This is a genomic window from Kosakonia sp. PSU_27, from assembly GCF_039409795.1.
Taxonomy (GTDB): Bacteria; Pseudomonadota; Gammaproteobacteria; order Enterobacterales; family Enterobacteriaceae; genus Kosakonia.
The window spans coordinates 253,172-278,593 of sequence record NZ_JBCIVK010000005.1; the positions used below are offsets into that span (position 1 = coordinate 253,172).

Consider the following 25,422-nt stretch of genomic DNA (forward strand, 5'->3'; position numbering starts at 1 on the left):
CCGCGTGGTGGGCGCACCGATTTTGCTTACGCACGCGTCTGAAACATCAGCGTGTCGGACGTAAACGAGCCATCGTCGCCAATAAGAAAGTGCGCTTTCACCTCGTCGGAGGTTTGATTTTGCAGGTAGCGGATCGCCGCACGCAATACCTCCGGCGTGTTCATGCGTTCCACCCAGGGCTGATATTCCAGCGCCAGCCGATCAGAAACCATCTTCTCAACCTGCATGCCGCTTTGCTGCGTCATTTGCAGCCACTCGGCTGGCGAGTAGTTACGTACGTGGGACGGATCGCGAAGCACTTCAATGGTTTGCAGCCAGATATCCAGCACCGGACGGCCAGGCGAGGCGATATCCATCAGGATAAATTTCCCGCCGGGTTTCAGCACACGTTTTACTTCGCGCAGCGCCAGCGCGACATCATGCCAGTGGTGCGCCGAGTAGCGGCTGATTACCACGTCAAATGTATTGTCGGCAAAGGGCAGCTTTTCCGCCGCGCCGTGTGCGGTGGTGATGTTGTGTAACTGACGATCGCTCGCCGCCTGGCGCACTACCGCCAGCATTTTTTCCGATAAGTCATACGCTGTTACCTCGCGCACCACGACTGCGGCGGCAAAACTGGCATGCCCGGCACCGCAGCCTAAATCCAGCAGCGAGGCATCCGCATCAGTACTCAGCCACTCGACCAGACGCACTAAATCTGCGCCTTGCGCATGCACCTGGCTTGTCAGGTAGGCCTGGGCCTGGTCGCCAAACTGCTTTTTTGTTAACTCATGATGATTAACCGACATTCTCTTTTTCCTTTTTAGCACGACAAAAAGTTGCTCTTTGGCGACTATACGACCGCCTTTATAGGGGTACAATATGTGTACTTATACTGGTATTAATGAGTACCCCCCATGGAAAGTACCTTATTTGCCGGGCCGAAAACCCTTGGCACTTTTTTGCGATCGCAGCGGGAAAATACCGCGCCTGCAGATATTGGCTTGCCGGCGCAAGGGCGGCGGCGCACGCGTGGATTGCGGCGGGAAGAAGTGGCGCAACTTAGCGGCATTAGCACCACCTGGTATACGTGGATTGAACAAGGGCGGGATATTGTTGTTTCGCCGCAAACGCTGTCGAATATCGCCAACGTGTTAAAAATGAGCGCCGCAGAGCGCAAGTATTTGTTTCATCTGGCGCTGCAAAACGACCCGCAGGAAGAGCACGTCATTACCGTCGAACCTGCTGTGCTGGCCACGGTGAATCAGATGGCCTGCCCCTGCTATTTACTGGATTTGACCTGGAATATGCTGGCGTGGAATACACCCGCTGAGACATTGTTCAGCGGCTGGCTGGATAAGGATACCCAACCGAATATGATGAGTTTTATGTTTCGCCACCCGCTGGCGCAAACGCTGGTTGTCAACTGGGAAACGCGCGCCAGCCGGATTGTCGCCGAGCTACGCGCGGACGCGATGCACTACCCGCACGACAAAGGACTGAACCTGTTTGTGCAGAGTCTGAGTAACGACAGCGAACTGTTTCGCGCGTTCTGGTCGCGCCAGCAAGTGGTGGTGCGTGAGGGTGGCGAGCGCGTTTTTCATCATCCGCAACAAGGCGAGTTGCACTACCGGCAGATGACATGGCAGCTAACCAGCAACCGTTCGATCAAAATGATTATGTTAATGGACGAGTAATTCGGGCGCGGATTCTGTATATCGCAGAAAAAAATGAAGTTTATTGCTCGACATAAAAAAAACAGGCCAGAAAACTGACCTGTTTTTTTATTATTTACGGAATTCCAGTGGCGCCTGGCTGGCCTGAACAAATGCGGCGATATTATCAAATGTGGTCATTGCTGATTTGCAAAAAATACATTTGGCACCTGCCGGATTTTTCTCAGTTATATCAAAGCTGGAAATTCGGTATTGCGACCCGTGACAGCACGGGCAGCGAAAATGAATACGATTAATAATTCTAAATCCTTAGCGCGGAATCACATTGGCCGCAGCCGGACCTTTCGGGCCGTTCTCAATAGTAAACTCAACCTCTTGATTTTCTTCAAGAGTACGGAATGCATTGCTCTGGATAGCGGAGAAATGTACGAATACATCTTTGCTGCCATCTTTCGGAGTAATGAAACCGAAGCCTTTCTCAGCGTTGAACCATTTAACGATACCGTTCATTTTAGTAGACATGCTTATTACCTTCTTTTTGTTCGCCGAATGCGGCAGTAATGGTCTGAGACATTATTTTTATCAGAGTATAAAGCGAAGACCCAAAAAGAAGTAGCAAGGAGGTACTTAGAGATGAGAAAGACTTTAGTGAACTGCTGGAGATAATGATTTATCAAACCGACGACGCATTAACGCATGGTTGCTTTGACAGCGCAAGCACTATTTTAAAAATATTTGTCAGTAAAGCGTTATCAGCAGATTAACGTGCTGTTCTGTTTGCTTCTCAGGGATTCAATCCCGGCAAAGGGGTTTGTGTGAAGTGGATCGCACAAATGCGCTTACCATCCGGCTATTATCAATACTAGTATGGTAGTTAAGCAAAACGTTTAAGGGTGGTAATGAGCATGCAAATGACAATGCGCTGGTTTGGTCCAGTTGAAGACAAAATTCCGCTGGAGCACATCCGGCAAGTTCCCGGCGTCGAAGGTGTCGTTGGCGCGCTTTATGATGTTCCGGTTGGCGAGGTGTGGTCTAAAGAGAAAATCCGCGCGCTTGCCGATCAGGTTCATCAGGCTGGTTTAAAAATGGAAGTCATTGAAAGCGTCAACATTCACGATGATATCAAAATTGGCCAGCCCAGCCGCGAGCAGCTAATTGCCAACTACCAGCAAACTATTCGCAACCTGGCGGAAGTCGGCGTCAAGGTGATTTGCTATAACTTCATGCCGGTTTTCGACTGGATGAAAACCGACATGAACTATGTTCTGCCAGACGGTTCACTCACCATGGCGTTCGAGAAAAAAGGCATCGATAAAACTCTTGATGAAGTCGTGAAAGAGGTGCTGGAGAATTCCAACGGTTTCGCCCTGCCCGGCTGGGAGCCAGAAAGGCTGGCAAAAGTGCAGGAGCTGTTTGCCAAGTATAAAGATGTCGACGACGCGAAATTGCGCGAAAACCTGGTGTATTTCCTTAAACGCATTATTCCAGTGTGTGAAGAAGTCGGTATAAAAATGGCCATTCATCCGGACGATCCGCCGTATTCTATTTTTGGGCTGCCGCGTATTGTAAAAAACCGCGACGATCTCGACTGGATTTGTAATGCGGTGGATTCAGAAGCCAATGGTATTACATTATGCACTGGCTCCATTGCTGAAGATCCGGATAATAATGTCTACCAAATCCTCGCAGAATTTACCCGCCGCAAACGTATTCACTTTGCCCACGTTAGAAATATTAAACTCATTAAAGATAAAGATTTTTATGAGTCTGCGCATTTATCCCGCTACGGCTCGCTGGATATGTTCCAGATAATGAAATCACTTTACGATAACGGCTTTGATGGTTATATCCGCCCCGACCACGGGCGCTTTATCTGGGGCGAAACCGGGCGTCCGGGCTACGGGCTTTACGACCGCGCCCTCGGTGTCACCTACCTGCACGGTTTGTGGGAAGCACTCGAAAAACAACATTAATAAAATGTCATTCAGGCCGGTGACTCCACCGGCTTTCATGTAAGGCAAATCCGAAAGGTATTCTCTATGTCCCCGTTGTTAGCGCTATTTTGGGTGCTGGTTGGTATTGCGCTCCTGGTCGTTATGAATCTTAAATATAAATTTCACAATATTTTCGCCTTGCTGATTGCAGGGATATTTGTTGCGATCATGGAAGGTATTCCGCTGGATAAAATTGTCACGGTTATTCAGGACGGTCTGGGAAGTATTCTCGGCCATCTTGCATTGATTATTATATTTGGCGCTATCATCGGTAAATTCATGACCGAATCCGGAGCCAGCCAGCGTATTGCGGATAGCGTTATTGAACGCTGCGGGACGCGTTTTCTTTCGGTCGGGCTGATGTTTATCGGCGTTATTTTTGGCATCGCCATGTTTTATGAAGTGGCATTTTTGATTGCAATGCCGCTGGTGCTGAATATCGCTAAAAAAGCCAATATTCCGTATATGAAATTAGTGGTGCCCACCGTGGTTGGCGCGACCATGGGACACAGCCTTTTCCCACCGCAGCCCGGCCCGGTCGCGCTCATCAGCGCATTCAACGCCGACATTGTGCAGGTCTATCTGTACGGCATTTTAGTGATTATCCCGGCGCTGTTTTGCGCGGGCATTCTGCTGCCCAAATACCTGCCGGGTATTAACGCGATTCCGTTGAATTCGCTACTGAAACCGGTCGAAGAGAAAACCGCGCAGGATCTGCCACCGTTCAGCATCAGCATTCTGATCCCGCTGATCCCGGCGGTGCTAATGATTGTCGCGTCGATTATCAAAGGGTTAATGCCCGCAGGCTCGGAGCTGGTAAAAGTCTGCACCTTCTTTGGCAGCGCGGAAATCAGCATGCTGTTAGCCACGCTGGCGGCAATCTGGTTTCTTGGCATCAAGCGTGGGATGTCAGCAGAAGGCGTCACCCACTGCGCCAGCGACGCGATTGCGAAAATCGCCAATGTGCTGTTTGTCATCAGCGCCGGCGGCATTCTGAAACAGGTGATTGTAGTTTCCGGTGTGGGGAACCATATCGTGGACATTATGAGTCACGTCCCGCTGTCGCCGTTTATCGTGGCGTGGATAATCACGGCGATAATCCGCATTCTCACCGGACAGGGCGCCGTCGCGGCCATCACCTCGGCGGGTATCGTTGCGCCGATGGTCAGCGCGTTTCACCTCAATCCGGCACTGATGTGCCTGGCCGTTGCCTGCGGCAGCAACACCATCACACTGATGTACGACGGCGGTTTTCTGCTGTTTAAAGAGACGTTCGGCATTTCGATGAAAGACACCTTCAAAACCTGGGGGCTGCTGGAGTTAATAAACTCGGTGGTCGGCTTAGGTATGGTTCTGCTGCTCAGCCTGTTTATCGCGTAGCGGATGAAAACCGACGGGGACAAGGATGTGCCCGCCCCCTTCTCTTTCGCGAAAAGTGATGCTAGGTTTACAGATCTCTGCAATTCATCAGGCTCGCCAATGTAACGACATTTTCTTTGTGAACATACCTTTGCACCGTGCGCTGGATGCCGCACGCGGTTTTCTGTTTACGTGAGAATGTCGACAATGAACACATTATTGATGGTTCTGGTGCGCGCGCTGCGCCAGCACCGCTGGCTGTGCTTGTTTGGTAGTGCCTATCTTTTTTCTTCTATCGGCAATGGGTTAACGCAAACCCTGATCCTTGGTCAGTTATTACGCTGGCATGCCTCCCCGGCAACGCTCACGCTGAGCTATATGCTGGCTACGCTACCCGGTTTTTTTGGCAGTTTATTAGGGGAATACGGGTGCCGGCGTGTTTCGCCGCTGCACTTACTGTTGCTGTGTGAGCTAATTGGCCTTGCCGGGCTGCTTTTCCCCCTCTACGGCTTGCTGGCGCACAGCATTCCCGCGCTGCTTGCAGTGCAATCACTCGAAGCATTTGCCGCCGGGTTATCCTGGCCTGCCATGAGCCTGGTTTTTAAACGGGGTTTAAGTGCAAACGAACTGCCGGCGGCGACCAGTATGGAAACGGTGATTTTCGCCTCTCAGGTGTTGTTGGGCGCAGGCGCCGGCGTGGTGCTTTTTGACCGGGTATCACCGTTGTCACTGCTGTCAATCGATGCCATCAGTTTCGTGTTGTCTACGGTGTTGCTATGCGCCACGGCACGTTACCTGCCGCAGGTAAGCCACGAGGATCGCCACGAAAAGAGAGTGATCCTACGCTGGCATCATTTACCGGTCATTCAAAAACGCAGCTTGTTGTTGTTACCGGCGCTTGCCGCCGTTGGCGCGCCGGCAATGGCGTTGCTCCCGGCGCTGATACAGCAAATGCGTCCCGCGGAAACCACTGAGCTTGCGCTGCCGCTTATCTTTGCGCGCAGCCTGGGTCAGCTTTGTGGCCCGCTGCTGCTAAAGGCCGATAACCTCAAACGCTATGCCAGCCACAACCGGTATCTCGTCGGCTGTTTACTGGCCTTTCTGGCGGCTTACTGTGTGCTGCCGGGTTTAACATCCTTTCCTGAAATCGCGCTGCTCATCATCTTTGCCGCTCATCTGGCGTCGAATATGGTCTTTGCCGTCGGGACATTCGGCTTGTTGCACAATTTCCATGCCGATACCGTTCCCACCGCTACGGCAAAAGTATGGCGCTGGCAATCATGCTGCGCCGCCGTGGCGACACTGATTGCCGCCTTACTGGCGGCAGAATGGGGGGCAGCGCAGGCGTTATATACAGTTTCATTCAGCACGCTGGCGCTGGTGATGATGGTGCTGCTGCGCTATCGCAGCTGATTTATGTGAGCACAGCGTCATTCTGGCTGAGCTGCCATCAGATAAGGCGTGTAGTGAGGCTGGCTATTGTATTTCGGCTGGATAAGCAGCCTGGCGAAACCTGAACGTTGTCTGCGTTTCGCTCCCTGCGTTTTACGCGGCGCAGGGAGCGGATGGGTGAGTTAATACGGGTTTTGCAGCCCTCCTGCACGGTCAGTGGACTGACGGCGTTTTTTTCTGCTCATCAAGGGAAAAGAACGCCACAACATCGGCCAGCTGCTGCGCGTACTGATCCATGCTTTGCGCGATTCCCGCCGACTGCTCGACGAGCGCTGCATTTTGCTGCGTGGCTCTATCCATCTCGTTGAGCGCAACTGCCACCTGGTTCACACCGGTGCGCTGCTCTTCGGAGGAGTGGGTAATCTCATTCATAATGGCGCTAACTTGCGATATTGAATCCACCACGTCTTCCATCGCTTTCGCTGCATCCTGAACTTGATTCGCGCCAGCGCTGACATCGTGCATTGAGCCCTGGATGAGCGAATTGATCTCATCGGCGGCTTCAGCGCTTCGTCTCGCCAGGCTACGCACTTCGCTTGCCACCACGGCAAATCCGCGCCCACGCTCCCCGGCACGTGCTGCCTCTACTGCGGCATTCAGCGCCAGAATATTCGTCTGATGCGCGATACCATTAATGACATGGTTAATCTCTGCAATATGCGCCGTGCTTTGTTCAATTTTTTTCATCCCGGCGATCACGATCGACATGGACTGTGCGCCAGCTTGCGCGATTTCATTGGCTTTTGCCGCTAACATATTCGCCTGATGAGCATGCTCGGTGTTACCGACAACGGTGGTTTTTATCTCTTCCATGCTGGCGGCGGTCTGTTGTAAAGCGCTGGCCTGCTGTTCAGTGCGTGAAGCGAGATCGTGATTGCCGCTGGCCATTTCGCCGGAGATTAATTTTATCTGCGCGGCCGATGTCTTAAGCGAAGCGGTGATTTTTGTCAGCGATGCTCTCATTCCATCAAGTTCATGGTGCACCCCATTAATATCGCCACCGCTATTATCAGCGTCGTGATGCAAATCCCCTTGCGATATCCTATGAATATTCTTTTTGATTGTATTGGTAATACTCAAAAATTCATTGCGCAATATAAAGAACAAAATCACTGATGCAATTAAAAACGCAGATAATGTGGTTATGATAGTGATAACCGTAAATCTATGGACTGAAGCAACATAATCCTGCGTGCCCTGAACATCATATTTGACGATTAATCCACGAAAATTCCTGGCCAGCTTATTAAACGTATTAACATTTTCACGCGTTGGCTCTTGTTTAATCGACTCAATAGCTGAGGTGAGTTCCCGCGTCATTTTCACGCCACTTTCGGTCTTGACCGGCGCAACCTGAAGAAAACCGTTATAGGCTCTGGTAACCTCTGCCAGCGCCGCACTTCTCTGCGTCGCTGTCAGGCCTTCGAACTGCAAACGTGCACTCGTCTGAGCAAGCGCATCATATTGATAAAACCCGAGAGCTAAGCCCCTCACGCTCTCTTTGATATTGTTCAGAGCGAGCAGCGAATAGCCCGAAACAAATAAAAGCGAAGTAAAAAGAATCACGTAAGAAAATATAACGGTATATTTTAATCTTCCCTTCTTTACAGACATACCCCATCCTTGATTCATCAAGTAAATTTCAATTTGTTTCACCATGAATAAAGCACAAGGAAAAACGCATACTGCAACGATAAACGCAGTCTGCGCCCAATGGGTTATTCAGGATTATTAGCAACGCTAACATATACTCCTTCACCCATAAGGAAACAACTATTTTGCCAAAAATGAATAAATTCTGAAAATGCGAATTAATAAAGCGAAAAAACTAAAAGCTATTTACTGGATTGCATATCAAAAATACCGGCGTTGCCGGTATTTTTATTTACGCACGGATATCGTCATATTCGCGTGTGTTATCAAACTCGTGTTTGGCAAAGGGACATAACGGGATGATTTTACGGTTTTCCGCACGCATTTTTTCCACCACCCGCGCGACCAGCTGCTTACCTACGCCTTGCCCTTTAAGGCTCGGATCCACATCCGTATGTTCAATAATGCTTAAATGCTCGCCGGTGGGAACGAAGACGATTTCAGCAACCTGCGTTCCCTGGGCGTCATTAACATAAAACTTGTTGTGGCCTTCCAGAATTTCCATGGTTTTCTCACTTAGTTGTGGCGGTACTTCAGCGCACCGCTCGGGCAGGTATCAATGACTTTCACCACCGTTGCGACATCCACTTCATCGGGAATGATCCACGGTTTGCGTTTCAGGTTAAAAAGCTTCGCGCTGCCGCGTACGCAGTTTCCTGCGTGCTGACAGACCGCGGTATTGAAATAAACGTCAATCTTTTCACCGGTATAGACGCGGTAACCCGCGTCCAGCAGTTCCTTATCCATGACATTGCCCCTGTTCTTTTTGGTGTTGGAAAAGTAAGCATAGCCGCTCTACTTTTACGCACCCTCCGGCGTTTAATCAATAACGAACGATACGAAACCCTTCTTGTTCAGTCGGTTCGACAAAGTAGCGGGTAATAAGCGCAAACTGCTCGTCGGTAGCGGCAAAATCGTGGTCACCTGCGGCATTTCGCTGGCGTAAACGCGCCTTACAAATCTCATCGCTAACCGGCAAGTAGTGCAACAAATGCGGCGCGCCGGATTCGTTAACGATCGACATCATCCACTGGCGACTGGCCAGCGTGTTGGCGGGAAAATCGAGAACCACATTAACGCCTGCACGCAGTAGCGCGATGGCATGCGGCTTGATGGCGGATTTTAATTTTGCCGAGTAGAAAACGTAGTCCTCAACGGTGGTCATCGCGTCCTTAAATAACAACGATAACCAGCTATCTTCGCTCAGCACCACCGTGCATGGCGCTTTTGCCAGCTCGCTGGCAAGCGTCGATTTACCCGATGCGATTTTGCCGCACAGAAGATGGAGTGTTGCAGAAGAAGCGGAACAAACATTCATAACATCACCTCGCAGGTTGCTGCCAGCAAGGCCCCGCCGTGCTGGCGGGAAAAGGACGAACGTTATCCCACCGGTCGATTGACGGTGCGAATAATGCTCGCAATAGATAAATGAGGTGAATATTTAACAGGCATGCTGGCAACGTAGCAGCAAACCTGCTCCGTTGCCAACGGTTTGTATGGGTGGGGCTTATAGCCAGCCCCATTGTGGTTAGCCGATCAACAGCAGGCAGGAGAGATCATCACCGCCGTTGATCGTATCGATCGCGGCATCCATGCGTTTGTTGATGGTGCTGTTATGCATGGTTTTTTCAGAAAAACTGGCGATCGTTTTCATCACCAGTGGCGGGTCTATCTCAACATGCAGCGACTGTACGCTGAGGAACGTTTTGAGATAAAAATAGTCCATAACGATGCGATAAAACTGACGCAATATTGTCGCCGTATTCGTACCGGGAAAATCGCTTTCATAAAGCTTATACAGTAAGTAGTTTCGCAGCACATGCGGTTCACCCAGACAAGAATGCTTGCACAATTGCTCCCACTGCTGATCAAGAGCGGCAAACTTCTCACTCAGCACCGACGCTTTCGTCTCTGGCGTAATTGCCAGATATTCAGCAACTTGCAGGTGTCCTTGTGATATCAGCGGATCGCGCGAAGCGTATTTCGCCACATGTTTACCCATCACGGTTAACGCATCGACTTTCATACTGGCCGCGCGAACGGTATTTTGCGCACGAAGCAGCGTTCGACCGTTCTGTAGTTCATCGATCAGCCCTGCATAAAAGTTTTCCACTTCAGCCAGATTATTCTGCAGATCAAAGTTGAGCATTTGCAGATAGAGAATAAATTGCGCCAGCGCCATCAAATTCTCTTCAATATTGTTGCTCTGCGCCTGAACCAGATTCCAGGCGAAAAGATGTATCAGATGGCCCACCTGGTCTCGCGGCTTTTGCTGCTGCAGTAATTTTACTTTTGAGCGGGCAACCAGCGTGCTTTTCTCTTGCAGCAGCATGCTTTGCGGCTCGAAAAGCACCTGGCGTACCACTTCCGGGCAGGAGAGCGTCATGCTAAAGCGTACTTCATCGGCATATTTGCGTACACCACGCGGATAGGTTGAGCATGTAGGGGATAACGCTTTTTCACCTAAATCACGGTGAACCATGCAAAGCCGGTTTTCATCAACAAACGGGCACTGCTTATCCTCATTCAATTTAATGACCGAATATTCATTTTTGCCGTTATGAACCGGGATTAAATTCTCTTTCGCAATGGCCGCAATAACAGGATTGGATGAGGACAGATAACGTTGATGCGTTTTCTTATCAATATTTATTTTCCAGCTACGGCAGCAGGAAATTAAACAATCCGGGCCAACGCATTTGAATTTATCAAAGAAAACAGGTGTCACTGTTTTATGGTGTCGCATAATACATTCTTTATAAATGAAAAGCAGAAAGTTACACGACAAAAGTCAATATCAAAAGTTGCATAAGCGCGCACAATATTCAGCATTTCACCACATGGTTCCGCGCGCTTAAAATCCTGGAGTTAGCTCCATCTGCGAAATGATATTTCCACTGTCGTTAAGATTCTGCTCAACAGAGGCAACATCGTTGCGCTCATTGCCAGACGCTTTTCCCTCTTCCCGCATTTTGCTTTTAATCAGCGACAGCAGCGATTTTAGCTCCCGGAGCGCTTCTTTCAGAGAACGGGCGTCTTCCTGCCTCTGGCTGGCGTTTTGTAGCGTATTGATAACGTTATCGATAGTAGACTGTGCGCCCGCGATCTCTGCCGACTTTTCTTTTTCGGTCGGATTTTCTTCGTCGCTCACTTCAGCGTCAGAGGCGGCCTGCGCTTTTATGGCAGATTCATCGCTTTCACCGGTAGAAGCTTGTGCTGCGTCAGAAGCGTTAGCATCGGCACCATTGCCTGCACCAGTGTTATCACTCTGACCTAGCTGGGAAGCGAGTTGTCCAAGCTGAGATGATAGCTGTTTGAGCTGTTTCATAATGTAGCCCCCGGAGCCGCCAAACAACATGGCCAGCGCTTTCAGGCGGGCGATTTCCCGTTTCAATGCCTCAAGTTTTGCGCGCGCATTCGCTTTACTGTTCCGGGCATTTTCCTGCGTAAAGCGATTAAGCGTGGTGAGGTTTTCCTGCAAATTTTCGTAATACTCTTTCGCCTGCGGGCTGAGCGTCACGATGCTGGCAGGCGTGGGGTTAACGGTTTCACTGGTGCGGGTGGCCTCCTGAGTACGAACCGTTCCTCCTTTGGCGGAAGAGGATACGTAAAGATCGAGAGAGCCAGTAAACGTGGGGCGAAGCATGCGCAATACTCCTGAAGTCCATTGCTCATATTAACGGCAGCAGGGAATAAAACTTTATGCGTAAAAACGGGATGACAGGCCTTCATGCTCTAACAGAGAACCTCACGCAACACCTGAAATGCCTCTTCTGATGCTATTTAAAAATCAGAATTTAACGTAAGCATATTCTCTATAAAAATCAGGATACGTGTTTGTAGAATAATCCCCCGGCAGGAGAGTGAAAAAAACCAAACTTAGAGGAGAGAAATATAAATTACTGGCGATATGCGCCTCTATTTATGATTCATCAAACTGTTATGCGGGCAGCATAATTAGTGATTATTGAACGGTCAGGATGAAAACAACAGGTAAATCGAAATGCTTGCGTAAGTATCTCTGTAAATAAAATTTATTAAGGATGATTCTATGCCAACGGGTTATTTTCTACGTCCTGGCGATAAGACAACATGCGGCGGCCGTATTCTTTCAGGCTCTCCGCGCCATAGCTTTGGCGGGATGGCGACCGCAAGGAATGGTGACTCTGTATCGTGTGGTAAAGATGGAAAGATCTACTACATCGCGGGTGGCATACCCGATTACTGGATTTATGGCGTTGCAGCAGCAGGGACGTTGCATAGCCGAAGCACATGTCCCTGTAGAGCAAGATTTATTTCGTCATTTCCAAATGCCTCTTATTGGCTTGAAGAAGCAAAACCAGTTAAAGCCATTCCTGTCGCTGCCCCGCCAGTTGCAAACGCTCCTCCTCAACCTGCAAAAATTGCAGAACCTGAACAATATGCACAAGCGGCGAAGAAGAAAAATAACTTTGCGGACACCTGTGGGCCCGAAGATAACCCGCTATTGAACGGCGTTTATATCTGGACTGAAATCAAAAGAGCAGGTCACGTTTTCGTTTCGGTACATGAGAACAACACTGTCTCCCTTTACACATACGGGCGATACGGTAGAACCGCTCCCGGAGGTTTCACGGGGGACGGTATTCTTAACTTCCTGCAAGATGAAGACGCAAGAGATTACTATAGGGTCGAGCTATATCGGATGGGCGCAAGAGCATTCCGTATAGGTGACGCTGACCCGACGAAAACGAGGCAATTTTTTGAAGATCTTTGGAACAAAGGCGAACCAGCGATTCAAACATCTAAGATGGAAGAAAAAATCAAGCGAAGAGGCCACACCATCGATGAGTACGACGTAACAGGAAATAATTGTACCACTCACTCTGTTGAGGGAATTAAGTTTGCCGGGTCGATGGTATTCGAACATAGCTACACATCCACCACGACTCAGATTCCTATCGAGTTAGAAGAAGATTTCACCATTCCTCTCTCATTGCAGCGTTATCTTGAGATCAAAAGTTCTGACTTCTCATCAATGACAGTTATTGAAATGACGGACGAGTTTAAAAAACTCTATTCCAATAAGGACAATTTATCGCCCTATCAAGAGTCACCAAAAGGGAAAATTCAGCACATTGCGGCGGGGTTCGCCGCTACTGGTGATTCATTATCACAATATTCCAGCGGTACTTTTGGCGGTGTATTAGGTGGATCTTATGACGTTGACGAGTAGAACTAAAACCATGCTCCGATGGGGAGGGATTTGTATTGTCTGCCTAGGTTACTTCCTTGGGCTGTTTGTCGCCTCACAAGCATTCGCTATTTTCTCTGAAAATCAGACTCTTGTTTCAAACCCTGTTCCATTAAAAGAGTATTACCAGGCGATTGATTCACTTATGCAAGCTACAAACGGCATTTATAACGCCGCCTTCTTTGGCTTTGCGATCTGTGTGCCGCTCATCTTACTTATCTTTAAAAAGGTAAGATGATGAATAAGAAGTACTGGATCAGGTGGGCGTGTATCGCGCTTATTTGCGTTGCGTATTACGTTATCGTGCTTTACTTCGATCTTGTATTCGCAGTGAACTTTTCAGAAACAGTAATCCATGGATGGGATTTTACACCGTCTCAGTTGGCCAGGTTTGTTATGGGGCTATCGCAAAATCCCCAAGATTTGGCGTTAGCCTTTATTGTGGGTTTCGCTGTTTGCTTCTCGTTGTTCTTTCTCATCTTCAAGAAAATGAGATTGAGATGCCCTCAATGCTTGTCGTTGAGATGACGTTTGCGCTCGAAGAACAGTATCCAAATTCGGGTCATTTGCAACCATACCAGGAAACTTCCGGCGGCGTAGTCGAGCATGTTTTAGCAGAAGGTGCAGCCACAGGAGATTCATTATCTCCCTATTCCGGCGGTACTGTAGGCGGTGTATTAAGGGGATCTTATGACAATGAAGAATAGAGTTAAAACCATCCTCCGATGGGGTGGAATTAGCATAGTATCACTTTGCTACTTTATTACATTGATAGCATCAACATTCGCTTACAGTGCATTCAGTGAGAGTGAAAGTATGCGTTTTTCTGGCCCAATCCCATTAAAAGAATACAAAGCATCAATAGACTCGCTCATGCAAGCCACTGATGGCGTTTTTAGTGTCGCCTTCTTTGGCTTTGCGATCTGTGTCCCGCTGATCTTAATTATCTTTAAAACGGTACGATAATGAATAAGAAGTACTGGATTAGGTGGACGAGTATCGCGCTCATCTGCGTTGCGTATTACGTTATCGTGCTTTACTTCGATCTTGTATTCGCAGTGAACTTTTCAGAAACAGTAAGCCAGGGATGGGATGTTACGCCCTCTCAGTTGACCTGGTTTGTTATGGAGTTATCGCAAAATCACGTTGATTCGGCATTAGCCTCTCTTATAGGTTTCGCTGTCTGCGTTCCTTTGATCTTGCTCATCTTCAAGAAAGTGAGATGACCGCCAAAGGCTGGAGAGATCCAGCCTTTCCCTTTCTTTTTATTAAGACAATACACGCCGAATACCCGTTGGTGGTTCGTCGTTGAATGTCAGAACGATCAAAAACAACTTTCGCATAGTAAGCTTCTGAAACTAAACACATATAAACCAATTTCGGCGGTGTTTTATAAGAAAGAAGGGGGGGAATTCTGGAGCGGGCGAAGGGAATCGAACCCTCGTATAGAGCTTGGGAAGCTCTCGTTCTACCATTGAACTACGCCCGCATTGAGATGCGACAGGCATTATAACCTCTTAGCGCGTGAGAGCAAGGCGAGTTTGCGGGTAACCGCTGGAGTTTTAAGCAGTTAATCTTTTCTGGTATAGCGCCGTCATTTTGTTGCGAAAATTAGGACAACATAACCTCCCGCGTTACGCTTTCAGGCATAGCATAGCTCCCGTAGTTCCCACTCATTTTCAGAGAATCGCTATGAACGCTAAGCCGTTGGTTTTGGGATTTATTATTTTTGCGGGCTCGTTGAATACTGCACTGGCGGATAGTTGCCAGTCCAACATTTTTGGTGGCCAGGATTGCCGCTATGACGATGGCACAACATCCAGCAGCCAGGCCAATATTTTCGGCGGGCAGGATACCAGGTACAGCGACGGAAGAACCACAACCAGCCGAGCCAATATCTTTGGTGGGCAAGATACAACGTCCAGTGACGGTAAATCATCCAGCAGCAGAGCGAATATCTTTGGCGGCCAGGACACCGATTACAGCGACGGTAGCCATTCCAGCAGCCGGGCCAACATTTTCGATGGCCAGGATACTAGCTACAGCAACGGTAAGTCCTCAACCAGCCGCGCAAATATCTTCGGCGGCCAGGATACGCAAAACAATTAATTCCAGACAACTATTCGAGCTAACAGGCCGGGCGACCGCCTGTTAGCTTTACTCATCAGCATTTCGGCGGGCTGCCCTGAGGCGGTAAATAACGCAGCGGATCGATAGCTGTCGCCTTATAGCGCAGCTGGAAGTGCAGGCGCACGGAATCCGCGTCACTGCTGCCCATGGTGGCGATCTTCTGCCCCGCTTTCACACTCTGCCCGTTATTGACCAGCAGCGTATCGTTGTGCGCGTAAGCGGTAATGTACTCTTCGCTGTGCTTAATCATGATCAGGTTACCGTAGCCGCGCAGCTGATTGCCGACATAGACCACTTTCCCGGCGCCAGAGGCATAAACCGGTTGACCGCGTGTACCAGCGATATCAATGCCTTTGTTCCCGCCATCAGAGGTGGAATAGGTCATGATGACTTTTCCGGTTGTCGGCCAGCGCCAGCAGCGTTGCCCTACCGGCGGCCACGACGAGAGCGGAACCTGCGAGGAAGGCACCACTTTCGCAGTCTTAGTACCGGATTTTGTCGAGGATGAGGTGGTTTTCGACGCGCCATTCACTTTCAATCGCTGCCCCACTTCAATGGTATACGGCGGTGAAATACCGTTCATGCTGGCAAGATCTTTTACGCTGGTGCCGGTAATACGGGATATGCGGTACAGGGTATCGCCCCGCTTCACCGTATAAACGGAGCCGGAATAAGTAGAGTTACTACCGGCGCAGCTCGCCAGCAGCAAACTCATTGCCAGGCAAATGACAATACGAAACGGGCTTTTCGTCAGGCATCCTGCGCGCAAAACAGATCCTCGAATAGAATAAATGGCGACATATCATACCAGCCACTCGCCGGTTGCTAAACCCTTCAAACGGAGTTGCGCGGAATCGGGTAACCCTGCGCGATAATTTCCATTATCTCCGGCAAAAAAGGTGTGGAGGGCATCTTCACCAGCGCCGGATAAAATACCTGCGGTGAGGGAAACACATCCACAACATGGCAATGACTGAGTTTACGGGCGTCGACTTCCGATGACGGCAGCAGCGTTGCCGCGGCAAGGCCAGACTCCAGCCACTCCAGAATCACCCCCGGCTGGGTGATGTGCATAATCACCTTCGGGTTACCACCCGCTTTACGAAACAGATCGATCAGCATCTCGTAAGTGCCGGCGTCTTTTGCCCGGTGCAGCAGCACCAGCGGGAACGCCGCCAGCGCCTGATAATCAAACGGGCTCACAGGGGCTTGCGCCAGGCACTGCTTACTGATCACCGCCACCAGCCGCACCGGATCAAAAGACACATAATCGAAGCCTTCGCTGCGATAAGGCCGCTGGATCATCGCCAGATCGATCGTGCCTTCATTAAGCATGGTTTCTAAGTGGCTGGAATCGGTAACGGATATATTAATTTCAGCATCGGGGTGGCGCTTATAAAGCTCCAGTAATAACGGTTTAAAATAGCATTGAAAAAGATGGGTTAAGCCGAGTCTTAGCTGGAATTTTTCTTTATTGGCAATTGCTACAGTTTCCCGTGCCGTATCTTCAACCTGACGTAATATTTCACAGGCTTTACGATAAAGAAAATAACCGGCTTCGGTGGGTTCAATTCTGTTTCCCTGACGCGAAAATAAGGAAACCTGTAACTCTTCCTCCAGTTCCTGGATCCGTTTACTGAGCGGCGGCTGCGCCATATTCAGCACTTTCGCCGCCTGGCTTACGGAGCCCTGCTCTACCACACGGCAAAAATAACGCAATCTTTTCAAATCCATACCGCTTTTCTCCGCTATACCTGAGCGCTCAGTATCACACCTGGCGTAAAAAAGGAAAAGCACGACATTTTATGTCATTTATCAACCTGAATTTAACATTCTTATAAAGAGTACTTTTTTGATCTGGTCTGCCTCAGGAAAACGGTATTTGTTTAATCACCACAGGGAAAATAAGGTAACGGCAGTCAGTAAATTCCCATCTGAAAATGGAAAAGACCATGTCAAATAGCAAAAATAATAATGCCAGCGGCGTTTGCGATTTACGTTCTGCTCTTGAATTACTCAAAACATTGCCCGGCGAATATGTGGAAACCGACACCGAAGTGGATCCACACGCGGAACTCTCCGGGGTTTATCGTTATGTTGGCGCAGGCGGAACCTGCCAGCGCCCGACGCGGAAAAACGGCCCGGTGATGGTGTTCAACAAGGTAAAAGGTTTTCAGGATATCAGCGTCGCCATCGGCCTCAACGGTTCCCGCAAACGCGTCAGCCACTTCCTTAACTGCGCGCCGGAAAAACTTGGTCACCTGCTGAAAGATTCGGTACAAAACCCGATTCCGCCAGTGCTGACCCAAGACCACGCGGTGTGCCAGGAAGTGGTGCATCTGGCAAGTGATGCGAATTTCGATCTACGCAAATTGCTACCTGCGCCAACGAACACCGAAGAAGATGCTGGCCCCTACATCACCATGGGTCTGTGTTACGCCTCTGATCCAGAAACGCGTGAATCCGATATCACCATTCACCGCCTGTGCGTGCAGAGCCGCGATGAACTGTCGATGTGGCTAACACCGGGTCGCCATATCGACGCATTTCGCATGAAAGCGGAAGCCGCGGGGAAACCGCTGCCGATCTCCATCAGTATCGGTGTCGATCCGGCAATTGAAATTGCCGCCTGTTTTGAGCCGCCGACCACACCGCTGGGTTATGACGAACTGAGCGTTGCCGGTGCGCTACGCGGGCACGCCGTGGAAATGGTGCAGTGTAAAACCATCAACGAACGCGCCATTGCCCATGCGGAAATCGTTATTGAAGGCGAACTGCTGCCGCACCTGCGTCTGCGTGAAGATCAGAACACCGATACCGGCAAAGCGATGCCTGAGTTTCCTGGTTACACCGGCGAAGCCAAAGAAGCCCTGCCGGTTATCAAGGTGAAAGCGGTAACCCATCGCTATAACCCGATCTGGCGTACCACGGTTGGGCCGGGCGAAGAACACGTCAACATGGCGGGTATTCCGACAGAAGCCAGCATCCTTGATATGGTGGGGCGCGCCATGCCGGGTAAACTGCTTAACGTCTTCGCGCACTCAGCGGGCGGCGGCAAGCTGCTGGCAGTGATGCAATTCAAAAAATTCTCGCCTGCGGATGAAGGCCGTCAACGCCAGGCCGCGCTGCTTGCATTCTCCGCGTTCCCGGAACTGAAACACGTGATTCTGGTTGATGAAGATGTCGACATTTTCGACAGCGACGATGTGCTGTGGGCGATGCAAACCCGTTATCAGGGCGATGTCGATACCGTCACCATTCCCGGCGTACGTTGTCACCCGCTCGATCCATCGCAGGTGCCGGAATACAGCCCGAGCATTTTGCAGCAGGGCATGTCCTGCAAAACCATTTTTGACTGTACGGTGCCGTTCCATCTGAAAAGCCACTTTGAACGCTCGAAATTCAAAGCGGTGGATGTGAAACGCTTCCTGCCAGATTTCGAATAAGGGGGCCGGTGTGACCACATTGCAACGCATCATTGTTGGCATCAGCGGCGCTTCCGGTTTTCAGTATGGCGTGAAAGCACTTGAGCTTTTGCGCGGGCAGCCGCTGGAAGTTCATTTGGTTGTCTCGAAAGGGGCGGAAAAAACCTGTGCGCTGGAGACGGATTATCAGCTAGATGAAGTGATGGCGCTTGCGGATGTGGTGCATCCTGTCGGAAATCTTGGGGCTGCCATTTCCAGCGGATCGTATAAAACCATGGGCATGCTGGTTGCGCCCTGCTCCATGCGAACGCTGGGATCTATCGCCAACTGCCTGACGGATAACCTGCTAACCCGCGCCGCCGACGTGGTGCTCAAAGAGCGCCGCCGTCTGGTGCTGCTGGCGCGCGAAACGCCGCTTCATCTCGGACATATTCGCAATATGCAGGCAGTGACGGAAATGGGCGGGATTATTTTCCCGCCGGTCCCGGCGCTCTACCAGCGTCCGCAATCCACTGATGAGATCATTACCCACAGCGTCAGCCGTGCGCTGGATCTGTTTGGTATTGATGTGAAAAATCTCCCGCGCTGGGGCGAGGGAAACCTCGCTCATCACGCGTAACGTGCAGGAAACATTATGTTAATCGGTCCTTATGTGAACGGCGCCGCCGTCATTGTCGGTGGTCTGCTCGGTTCACTGGTTGGTACGCGCATTCCCGAACGCGTGAAAGTGGCGCTGCCGCTGACATTTGGTTTGTGCTCTGTTGGTCTGGGTATCAATCTCGTTATTAAAGTGAAATTTATGCCCGCCGTGGTGCTGGCGATGGTGATCGGCGCGGTGATCGGCGAAGCGTTTTTCCTCGAAAAACAGATCGGCAAAGCGGCCGGCACCACGCGTGGTTTAATCAACCGTATTTTCCCGCCGGTTCAGGGTCTTACCCATGATGAATTCACCGAGAAGTTCGTCGCCATTCTGGTGCTATTTTGCGCCAGCGGCACGGGGATTTTCGGTGCGATGCATGAAGGCATGACCGGCGATCCCTCGATTTTGTATATCAAGACGGTGCTGGATCTGTTCACGGCGGCGATTTTTGCCACCATGCTCGGCTTCTCGGTGATGACTATCGGTATTCCGCTGATCATCGTCCAGGTGGCGCTGGCTACGCTCGCGGTCTTTATCCTGCATATGATCACCCCGGATATGATGGGCGACTTCTCCTGCGCGGGTGGTTTAATCATGGTGGCGACGGGGCTGCGAATCTGTAATATCAAGCCCTTTCCGGTGGCGAACATGCTCCCCGGTCTGGTGCTGGTGATGCCCTTTTCCGCTCTCTGGGCCACTCTTTTTGCCTGAGCCTCGGATATACTAGCGTTTGCCCCGTGGCGCTGTGCCTGGCAGGTCCGTGAGATCGCGTTCTTCCGGTAAGTCAGGCATAGCGCCACCCGGCGTTGTTATGTTCGGGAGTCGTTATGGTTATACAAGAGCACGTTATTTTAGTTAACGACCAGGGAGAGGTACTCGGCACAAAGGAGAAATATGCCGCGCATACCTCACATACACCGCTGCATCTGGCTTTCTCCTCCTGGCTTTTTCGCCCGACAGGCGAATGTCTGGTTACCCGCCGCGCCATGAGTAAAAAAGCCTGGCCCGGCGTCTGGACCAACTCCGTTTGCGGCCATCCGCAAATGGGTGAAACTATTGAGCAGGCGATTGTCCGCCGCTGCCGCTACGAAGTGGGAGCCGAAATCGCCGCTATCACCACTATCGCACCGGGTTTTCGCTACCGGGAAACCGATCCTTCAGGCATTGTCGAAAATGAGATCTGCCCGGTCTTTGCCGCAGAGATCGTATCGCCGCTTAAAATAAACAGTGATGAAGTGATGGAATATCAGTGGGTTAAATTGGATGCGTTGCTGCACGCGCTCAATGCTGCGCCCTGGGCTTTCAGCCCGTGGATGGCGGCGGAAGCCACAAGCGCGGAAAAGCAGTTACGACAATTTGCCGCAGAATTAGCGCAATAAAAAAGCCCCGACGCGACAAACGCCGGGGCTTTTTTTATCGCTGAGCGATTATTTCACCGGACGCATCGCCGGGAACAGGATCACATCGCGAATGGTATGGCTGTTGGTGAACAGCATCACCATACGGTCGATACCGATACCCAGGCCGGCAGTCGGCGGTAAGCCGTGTTCCAGCGCGGTCACGTAGTCTTCGTCGAAGAACATTGCTTCGTCGTCGCCCGCTGCTTTCGCATCGACCTGATCCTGGAAGCGCTGCGCCTGATCTTCCGCGTCGTTCAGCTCGCTAAAGCCGTTACCGATTTCACGTCCGCCAATGAAGAACTCAAAGCGGTCGGTGATTTCCGGGTTCTGATCGTTACGACGCGCCAGCGGCGAAACTTCCGCCGGGTATTCGGTAATGAAAGTCGGCTGGATCAAGTGCGCTTCGGCCACTTCTTCGAAGATCTCCGTGACGATACGGCCCAGCCCCCAGCTCTTCTCAACCTTGATACCGATGCTGTCAGCAATTGCTTTCGCGCTGTCGAAATTATCCAGATCCGCCATGTTGGTTTCCGGACGGTATTTCTTGATCGCTTCACGCATGGTCAGTTTTTCGAACGGCTTGCCGAAATCAAACACTTCGTCGCCGTACGGCACTTCGGTTTTGCCGAGGATATTCTGCGCAAGCGTACGGAACAGAGATTCGGTCAGCTCGATCAGATCTTTATAATCCGCGTACGCCATATAGAGTTCCATCATGGTGAACTCAGGGTTATGGCGAACGGAGATACCTTCGTTACGGAAGTTACGGTTGATTTCGAACACGCGCTCGAAGCCGCCAACCACCAGACGTTTAAGGTACAGTTCCGGCGCGATACGCAGGTACATGTCGAGATCCAGCGCATTATGGTGGGTGACAAAAGGACGCGCAGACGCACCGCCCGGGATCACCTGCATCATCGGCGTTTCCACTTCCATAAAGTCGCGGCCTACCATGAACTGGCGGATACCGGCCAGGATCTGCGAGCGCACTTTGAAAGTGTTGCGGGATTCATCATTCGAGATGAGATCCAGGTAACGCTGACGATAGCGCGCTTCCTGATCCTGCAAACCATGGAATTTGTCCGGCAACGGACGCAGCGCTTTAGTCAGCAGGCGCAGCTCGGTGCAATGGATAGAGAGTTCACCGGTCTTGGTCTTGAACAGCTTGCCGCGTGCGCCGAGGATATCGCCGAGATCCCATTTTTTGAACTGCTCGTTGTAGACACCTTCCGCCAGATCGTCACGAGAGACATACAACTGAATGCGGCCCCCCATGTCCTGCAAGGTTACGAAAGAGGCTTTACCCATGATGCGGCGGGTCATCATTCGGCCCGCAACGGCGACTTCAATGCCCAGCGCTTCCAGCTCTTCGTTCTCTTTGGCATCGAATTCCGCATGCAGCTTGTCAGAGGTCTGATCGCGACGGAAATCGTTCGGGAACGCCACGCCCTGCTCACGCAGTTGCGCCAGCTTCTCGCGGCGAGTTTTCAGTTCATTATTAAGATCGACTGCCGCGTCAGCGCCTTGTGCTTGTTGTTCAGACATGTTGGTTCCTCATAACCCTGCTTTCAAACTTGCTTCGATAAATTGATCCAGGCTGCCGTCCAGCACCGCCTGCGTGTTGCGGGTTTCAACCCCGGTGCGCAGATCTTTAATGCGGGAATCATCCAGGACATAAGAGCGGATCTGGCTGCCCCAACCGATGTCCGACTTGGTGTCTTCCATCGCCTGTTTCTCAGCATTTTTCTTCTGCATTTCCAGTTCATAAAGCTTCGCCTTCATCTGCTTCATGGCCTGGTCTTTGTTCTTATGCTGGGAGCGGTCGTTCTGGCACTGCGTGACCAGCCCGGTTGGAATGTGGGTAATACGCACCGCGGATTCCGTACGGTTTACGTGCTGACCGCCCGCGCCGGATGCGCGATACACGTCAATGCGCAGGTCCGCCGGGTTGATTTCGATATCAATATCGTCATCCACTTCCGGGTAGACAAACGCGGAGCTAAACGAGGTGTGGCGACGTCCGCCGGAATCGAACGGGCTCTTACGCACCAGGCGATGAACGCCGGTTTCGGTACGCAACCAGCCGTAGGCGTAATCACCCATGATCTTAATGGTGACAGATTTAATGCCGGCAACTTCACCTTCGGACTCTTCAATGATCTCGGTTTTAAAGCCGCGCGCTTCCGCCCAGCGCAGGTACATGCGCATTAACATGCTCGCCCAGTCCTGCGCTTCGGTGCCGCCGGAACCCGCCTGAATATCCAGGTAGCAGTCGGCGCTGTCGTACTCGCCAGAGAACATGCGGCGGAACTCCAGCTGCGCCAGTTTCTCTTCCAGCACATCCAGTTCGGCGACCGCTTCGTTAAAGGTTTCTTCGTCTTCAGCTTCAACCGCCAGATCCAGCAGGCCGCTGACATCTTCCAGCCCCTGACGCATTTGATCCAGCGTATCAACGATAGCTTCGAGTGAGGAACGCTCTTTGCCCAGCGCCTGTGCGCGCTCAGGTTCGTTCCACACGTCCGGCTGTTCCAGCTCGGCGTTTACTTCTTCCAGACGCTCTTTCTTAGCGTCATAGTCAAAGATACCCCCTAAGAACGTCGGAGCGCTCCGTGAGGTCCTGAATACGATTTTTTACCGGGTTAATTTCAAACATGGTCTGATTTCTTTTAATGGACTAGTCAAAATGCGGTGATAAGGGCGGAAGTTTACCGGATTCCCGCCCTGTTTTATAGCGAATACTGGCGCTAAAGTGGCCAGAGATTCTCGATGATCAGCTGTACGCTACGATTGCCGCGAAACTCGTTCACATCCAGTTTATAAGCAATATTTACCTGCCGCACACCGTTGTCCGGCCAGCAGGAGGTATCGACGTTAAAAGCGATACCATCAAGCAGCGGACCGCCGCCAACCGGCTCCAGCATCACCTTGAGATGACGCTCACCCACCAACCGCTGCTGCAGGAGGCGAAACTCACCGTCAAACAGCGGTTCCGGGAACATTTGCCCCCAGGGGCCAGCTTCCCGCAGCATCTCCGCGACTTCCAGCGTCATCTCCTGCGCCGACAGCGGGCCGTCAGAGACAATCTCACCTTGTAATAACGCCGGATCCAGCCATTCGGTCACCAGCTCGCCAAAGCGCTGGCGGAACTCTTCAAAACGGTTTTCTTCCAGCGTCAAACCGGCCGCCATTGCGTGACCGCCGAATTTGAGCATCATGCCAGGAAACAGCATATCCAGACGCTCCAGCGCATCACGCATATGCAGCCCCTGAATCGAACGCCCCGAGCCTTTCAGTACCCCGTCTCCGGCTGGCGCAAAGGCGATCACCGGGCGATGAAAGCGCTCTTTAATGCGCGAAGCGAGAATGCCGACCACTCCCTGATGCCACTCGGGATGGTACATCGCTAAGCCGCCGGGCAACGTTTCACCCCTGCGTTCAAGCTGCTCGCACAGCGTCAGCGCTTCTGCCTGCATCCCCTGCTCAATCTCTTTGCGCGTCTGGTTCAACGCGTCAAGATCGCTGGCTAACTGGCGCGCTTCGCCAAGGTTATCGCACAGTAACAGCGCAACCCCTACCGACATATCATCCAGCCTGCCCGCCGCGTTAAGACGCGGCCCGAGCGCAAAACCGAGATCGCTTGCCGCCAGCTTTTGCGCGTCGCGGTTGGCAATTTCCAGCAGCGCCTTAATGCCCGGACGGCAGCGTCCGGCGCGAATACGGCTCAGCCCTTGCCAGGTCAGAATGCGGTTATTGGCATCCAGCGGCACCACGTCCGCCACCGTTCCCAGCGCAACCAAATCAAGCAGTTCCGCCAGATTTGGCATTGCCAGGCCGCGCGCCTCAAACCAGCCGTTGTCACGCAAAAAGGCGCGCAGCGCCAGCATCAGATAGAACGCGACGCCAACCCCGGCCAGCGACTTCGACGGAAAATCACAGTCGCGCAGATTCGGGTTAACAATCGCTTCGGCATCCGGCAGCGTGTCACCCGGCAGGTGGTGATCGGTCACTACCACCGGAATGCCGAGTTCATGCGCCCGCGCCACGCCGGCATGTGAGGAGATGCCGTTATCCACCGTCAGAATAAGCTGCGCACCGCGCGCATGCGCTTGATCAACCACTTCCGGGCTCAGCCCATACCCGTCGTCAAAACGGTTCGGCACCAGGTAACTGACGTTTTCGCAACCGAGCGCGCGCAATGCCAGCACGCTAAGGGCGGTGCTGGTTGCGCCATCCGCATCGAAATCGCCCACCACAATAATGCGCAGCCCTTCACGTAAGGCGTTATAAAGCTGCGCCACTGCATCATCGATACCGGTAAGTTGTTGCCACGGCAGCATGCCTTTAACACTGCGTTCCAGTTCACTGGCCGTGCGCACACCGCGGCTGGCGTATAAGCGACGCAGCAGCGGCGGCAAGTCTGCGGCCAGTTCTGCTGCGTCATCCACCTCACGGCGGCGAAGTTGTATCTGAGCTTTCACGCG

The 25,422-nt window shown here is 51.5% G+C and carries 26 protein-coding genes and 1 tRNA gene; 12 read left to right on the forward strand and 15 right to left on the reverse strand.

Going from position 1 to position 25,422, the window contains the following annotated elements:
* Nucleotides 1-26: 26 nt before the first annotated feature.
* Nucleotides 27-788 carry a methyltransferase domain-containing protein gene (locus AAIG26_RS14140; protein WP_343180799.1) on the reverse strand — a complete coding sequence of 254 codons (762 nt, stop codon included), beginning with the start codon at nt 786-788 and terminating at the stop codon, nt 27-29.
* Between the two features lie 108 nt (nt 789-896).
* Between AAIG26_RS14140 and AAIG26_RS14145 the strand changes: the two genes are divergently transcribed.
* Nucleotides 897-1,676 carry a helix-turn-helix transcriptional regulator gene (locus AAIG26_RS14145; RefSeq protein ID WP_343180801.1) on the forward strand — a complete coding sequence of 260 codons (780 nt, stop codon included), beginning with the start codon at nt 897-899 and terminating at the stop codon, nt 1,674-1,676.
* Nucleotides 1,677-1,766: 90 nt separating this feature from the next.
* Here the strand turns inward: AAIG26_RS14145 and AAIG26_RS14150 are convergent, their stop codons facing one another.
* Together AAIG26_RS14150 and cspA are read right to left on the reverse strand one after the other, a co-directional pair.
* A complete protein-coding gene (locus AAIG26_RS14150; protein WP_071925288.1) occupies nt 1,767-1,955 on the reverse strand; it encodes a cold-shock protein in 189 nt (62 codons plus the stop codon).
* 9 nt (nt 1,956-1,964) lie between these two features.
* On the reverse strand, nt 1,965-2,177 hold the full coding sequence (gene cspA, locus AAIG26_RS14155) for an RNA chaperone/antiterminator CspA (protein WP_086873559.1): 213 nt from the start codon (nt 2,175-2,177) through the stop codon (nt 1,965-1,967).
* Nucleotides 2,178-2,560: 383 nt separating this feature from the next.
* On the opposite strand from cspA, the gene uxuA reads away from it, so the two are divergent.
* The 3 genes from uxuA to AAIG26_RS14170 all read left to right on the forward strand — a co-directional run bounded on the left by uxuA (nt 2,561) and on the right by AAIG26_RS14170 (nt 6,421).
* Nucleotides 2,561-3,628 (forward strand): mannonate dehydratase, encoded by a 1,068-nt coding sequence (uxuA, locus tag AAIG26_RS14160; RefSeq protein ID WP_343180802.1) that lies wholly within the window; start codon nt 2,561-2,563, stop codon nt 3,626-3,628.
* Between the two features lie 66 nt (nt 3,629-3,694).
* Complete coding sequence (locus tag AAIG26_RS14165) at nt 3,695-5,029, forward strand: gluconate:H+ symporter (RefSeq protein WP_020455110.1); 1,335 nt, start codon at nt 3,695-3,697, stop codon at nt 5,027-5,029.
* A 186-nt stretch (nt 5,030-5,215) separates the two neighbouring features.
* The gene (locus AAIG26_RS14170; RefSeq protein WP_343180803.1) at nt 5,216-6,421 is read left to right on the forward strand and encodes an MFS transporter; all 1,206 of its coding nucleotides are present in this window, start codon (nt 5,216-5,218) and stop codon (nt 6,419-6,421) included.
* 192 nt (nt 6,422-6,613) lie between these two features.
* Here the strand turns inward: AAIG26_RS14170 and AAIG26_RS14175 are convergent, their stop codons facing one another.
* From AAIG26_RS14175 to AAIG26_RS14200, 6 genes are all read right to left on the reverse strand, one after another.
* Complete coding sequence (locus tag AAIG26_RS14175) at nt 6,614-8,074, reverse strand: methyl-accepting chemotaxis protein (protein ID WP_343180804.1); 1,461 nt, start codon at nt 8,072-8,074, stop codon at nt 6,614-6,616.
* Between the two features lie 271 nt (nt 8,075-8,345).
* On the reverse strand, nt 8,346-8,618 hold the full coding sequence (locus tag AAIG26_RS14180; protein WP_020455113.1) for a GNAT family N-acetyltransferase: 273 nt from the start codon (nt 8,616-8,618) through the stop codon (nt 8,346-8,348).
* An 11-nt stretch (nt 8,619-8,629) separates the two neighbouring features.
* On the reverse strand, nt 8,630-8,860 hold the full coding sequence (yjdI, locus tag AAIG26_RS14185; RefSeq protein WP_017457634.1) for a 4Fe-4S mono-cluster protein YjdI: 231 nt from the start codon (nt 8,858-8,860) through the stop codon (nt 8,630-8,632).
* A 76-nt stretch (nt 8,861-8,936) separates the two neighbouring features.
* Nucleotides 8,937-9,431: an ATP-binding protein gene (locus AAIG26_RS14190; protein ID WP_097406135.1), complete on the reverse strand. Its 495-nt coding sequence runs from the start codon at nt 9,429-9,431 to the stop codon at nt 8,937-8,939.
* Nucleotides 9,432-9,641: 210 nt separating this feature from the next.
* On the reverse strand, nt 9,642-10,859 hold the full coding sequence (fliB, locus tag AAIG26_RS14195) for a flagellin lysine-N-methylase (RefSeq protein ID WP_343180805.1): 1,218 nt from the start codon (nt 10,857-10,859) through the stop codon (nt 9,642-9,644).
* 108 nt (nt 10,860-10,967) lie between these two features.
* Nucleotides 10,968-11,759 (reverse strand): hypothetical protein, encoded by a 792-nt coding sequence (locus AAIG26_RS14200; protein ID WP_343180806.1) that lies wholly within the window; start codon nt 11,757-11,759, stop codon nt 10,968-10,970.
* 405 nt (nt 11,760-12,164) lie between these two features.
* Here AAIG26_RS14200 and AAIG26_RS14205 point away from each other — a divergent pair, with 405 nt between their 5' ends.
* Genes AAIG26_RS14205 through AAIG26_RS14215 form a run of 3 tightly spaced genes read left to right on the forward strand, consistent with a single transcriptional unit; the run spans nt 12,165 to nt 14,053 of the window.
* On the forward strand, nt 12,165-13,328 hold the full coding sequence (locus AAIG26_RS14205; RefSeq protein ID WP_343180807.1) for a PAAR domain-containing protein: 1,164 nt from the start codon (nt 12,165-12,167) through the stop codon (nt 13,326-13,328).
* Nucleotides 13,312-13,584: a hypothetical protein gene (locus tag AAIG26_RS14210; protein WP_045512581.1), complete on the forward strand. Its 273-nt coding sequence runs from the start codon at nt 13,312-13,314 to the stop codon at nt 13,582-13,584. The genes AAIG26_RS14205 and AAIG26_RS14210 overlap by 17 nt, the downstream gene beginning before the upstream one ends.
* 28 nt (nt 13,585-13,612) lie before the next feature.
* A complete protein-coding gene (locus AAIG26_RS14215; RefSeq protein WP_343182137.1) occupies nt 13,613-14,053 on the forward strand; it encodes a hypothetical protein in 441 nt (146 codons plus the stop codon).
* A gap of 708 nt (nt 14,054-14,761) precedes the next feature.
* On the opposite strand, the gene AAIG26_RS14220 is transcribed toward AAIG26_RS14215, so the two are convergent.
* Nucleotides 14,762-14,835: transfer RNA gene (locus AAIG26_RS14220), tRNA-Gly, on the reverse strand.
* A 203-nt stretch (nt 14,836-15,038) separates the two neighbouring features.
* Between AAIG26_RS14220 and AAIG26_RS14225 the strand changes: the two genes are divergently transcribed.
* Nucleotides 15,039-15,455: a hypothetical protein gene (locus tag AAIG26_RS14225; protein WP_020455121.1), complete on the forward strand. Its 417-nt coding sequence runs from the start codon at nt 15,039-15,041 to the stop codon at nt 15,453-15,455.
* Nucleotides 15,456-15,510: 55 nt separating this feature from the next.
* On the opposite strand, the gene actS is transcribed toward AAIG26_RS14225, so the two are convergent.
* Both actS and AAIG26_RS14235 read right to left on the reverse strand, forming a co-directional pair.
* Nucleotides 15,511-16,245: an amidase activator ActS gene (gene actS, locus AAIG26_RS14230; protein WP_343180809.1), complete on the reverse strand. Its 735-nt coding sequence runs from the start codon at nt 16,243-16,245 to the stop codon at nt 15,511-15,513.
* Nucleotides 16,246-16,310: 65 nt separating this feature from the next.
* Complete coding sequence (locus tag AAIG26_RS14235) at nt 16,311-17,210, reverse strand: LysR family transcriptional regulator (RefSeq protein WP_045512765.1); 900 nt, start codon at nt 17,208-17,210, stop codon at nt 16,311-16,313.
* 218 nt (nt 17,211-17,428) lie between these two features.
* Here AAIG26_RS14235 and AAIG26_RS14240 point away from each other — a divergent pair, with 218 nt between their 5' ends.
* The 4 genes from AAIG26_RS14240 (at nt 17,429) to idi (ending at nt 20,920) form a co-directional block, all read left to right on the forward strand.
* On the forward strand, nt 17,429-18,922 hold the full coding sequence (locus AAIG26_RS14240; protein WP_343180810.1) for a UbiD family decarboxylase: 1,494 nt from the start codon (nt 17,429-17,431) through the stop codon (nt 18,920-18,922).
* A gap of 10 nt (nt 18,923-18,932) precedes the next feature.
* Nucleotides 18,933-19,520 carry a UbiX family flavin prenyltransferase gene (locus AAIG26_RS14245; protein WP_020455125.1) on the forward strand — a complete coding sequence of 196 codons (588 nt, stop codon included), beginning with the start codon at nt 18,933-18,935 and terminating at the stop codon, nt 19,518-19,520.
* Nucleotides 19,521-19,535: 15 nt separating this feature from the next.
* On the forward strand, nt 19,536-20,252 hold the full coding sequence (locus tag AAIG26_RS14250; protein ID WP_020455126.1) for a DUF554 family protein: 717 nt from the start codon (nt 19,536-19,538) through the stop codon (nt 20,250-20,252).
* A 116-nt stretch (nt 20,253-20,368) separates the two neighbouring features.
* Nucleotides 20,369-20,920 carry an isopentenyl-diphosphate Delta-isomerase gene (idi, locus tag AAIG26_RS14255; RefSeq protein ID WP_020455127.1) on the forward strand — a complete coding sequence of 184 codons (552 nt, stop codon included), beginning with the start codon at nt 20,369-20,371 and terminating at the stop codon, nt 20,918-20,920.
* A gap of 48 nt (nt 20,921-20,968) precedes the next feature.
* Here the strand turns inward: idi and lysS are convergent, their stop codons facing one another.
* The 3 genes from lysS to recJ form a co-directional block, all read right to left on the reverse strand.
* Nucleotides 20,969-22,486, reverse strand: a complete 1,518-nt coding sequence (gene lysS, locus AAIG26_RS14260; protein WP_097406128.1) for a lysine--tRNA ligase — start codon at nt 22,484-22,486, stop codon at nt 20,969-20,971.
* Between the two features lie 9 nt (nt 22,487-22,495).
* Nucleotides 22,496-23,594, reverse strand: a protein-coding gene (gene prfB, locus AAIG26_RS14265) for a peptide chain release factor 2 (protein ID WP_097406127.1) whose coding sequence is annotated in 2 segments (ribosomal slippage) — nt 22,496-23,518 and nt 23,520-23,594 — 1,098 coding nt in all. Because the reading frame shifts where the segments join, the coding sequence is not laid out codon by codon here.
* A 91-nt stretch (nt 23,595-23,685) separates the two neighbouring features.
* Nucleotides 23,686-25,419, reverse strand: coding sequence for a single-stranded-DNA-specific exonuclease RecJ (gene recJ / locus AAIG26_RS14270; RefSeq protein ID WP_343180811.1), 1,734 nt, complete (start codon nt 25,417-25,419; stop codon nt 23,686-23,688).
* Between the last annotated feature and the right edge of the window lie 3 nt (nt 25,420-25,422).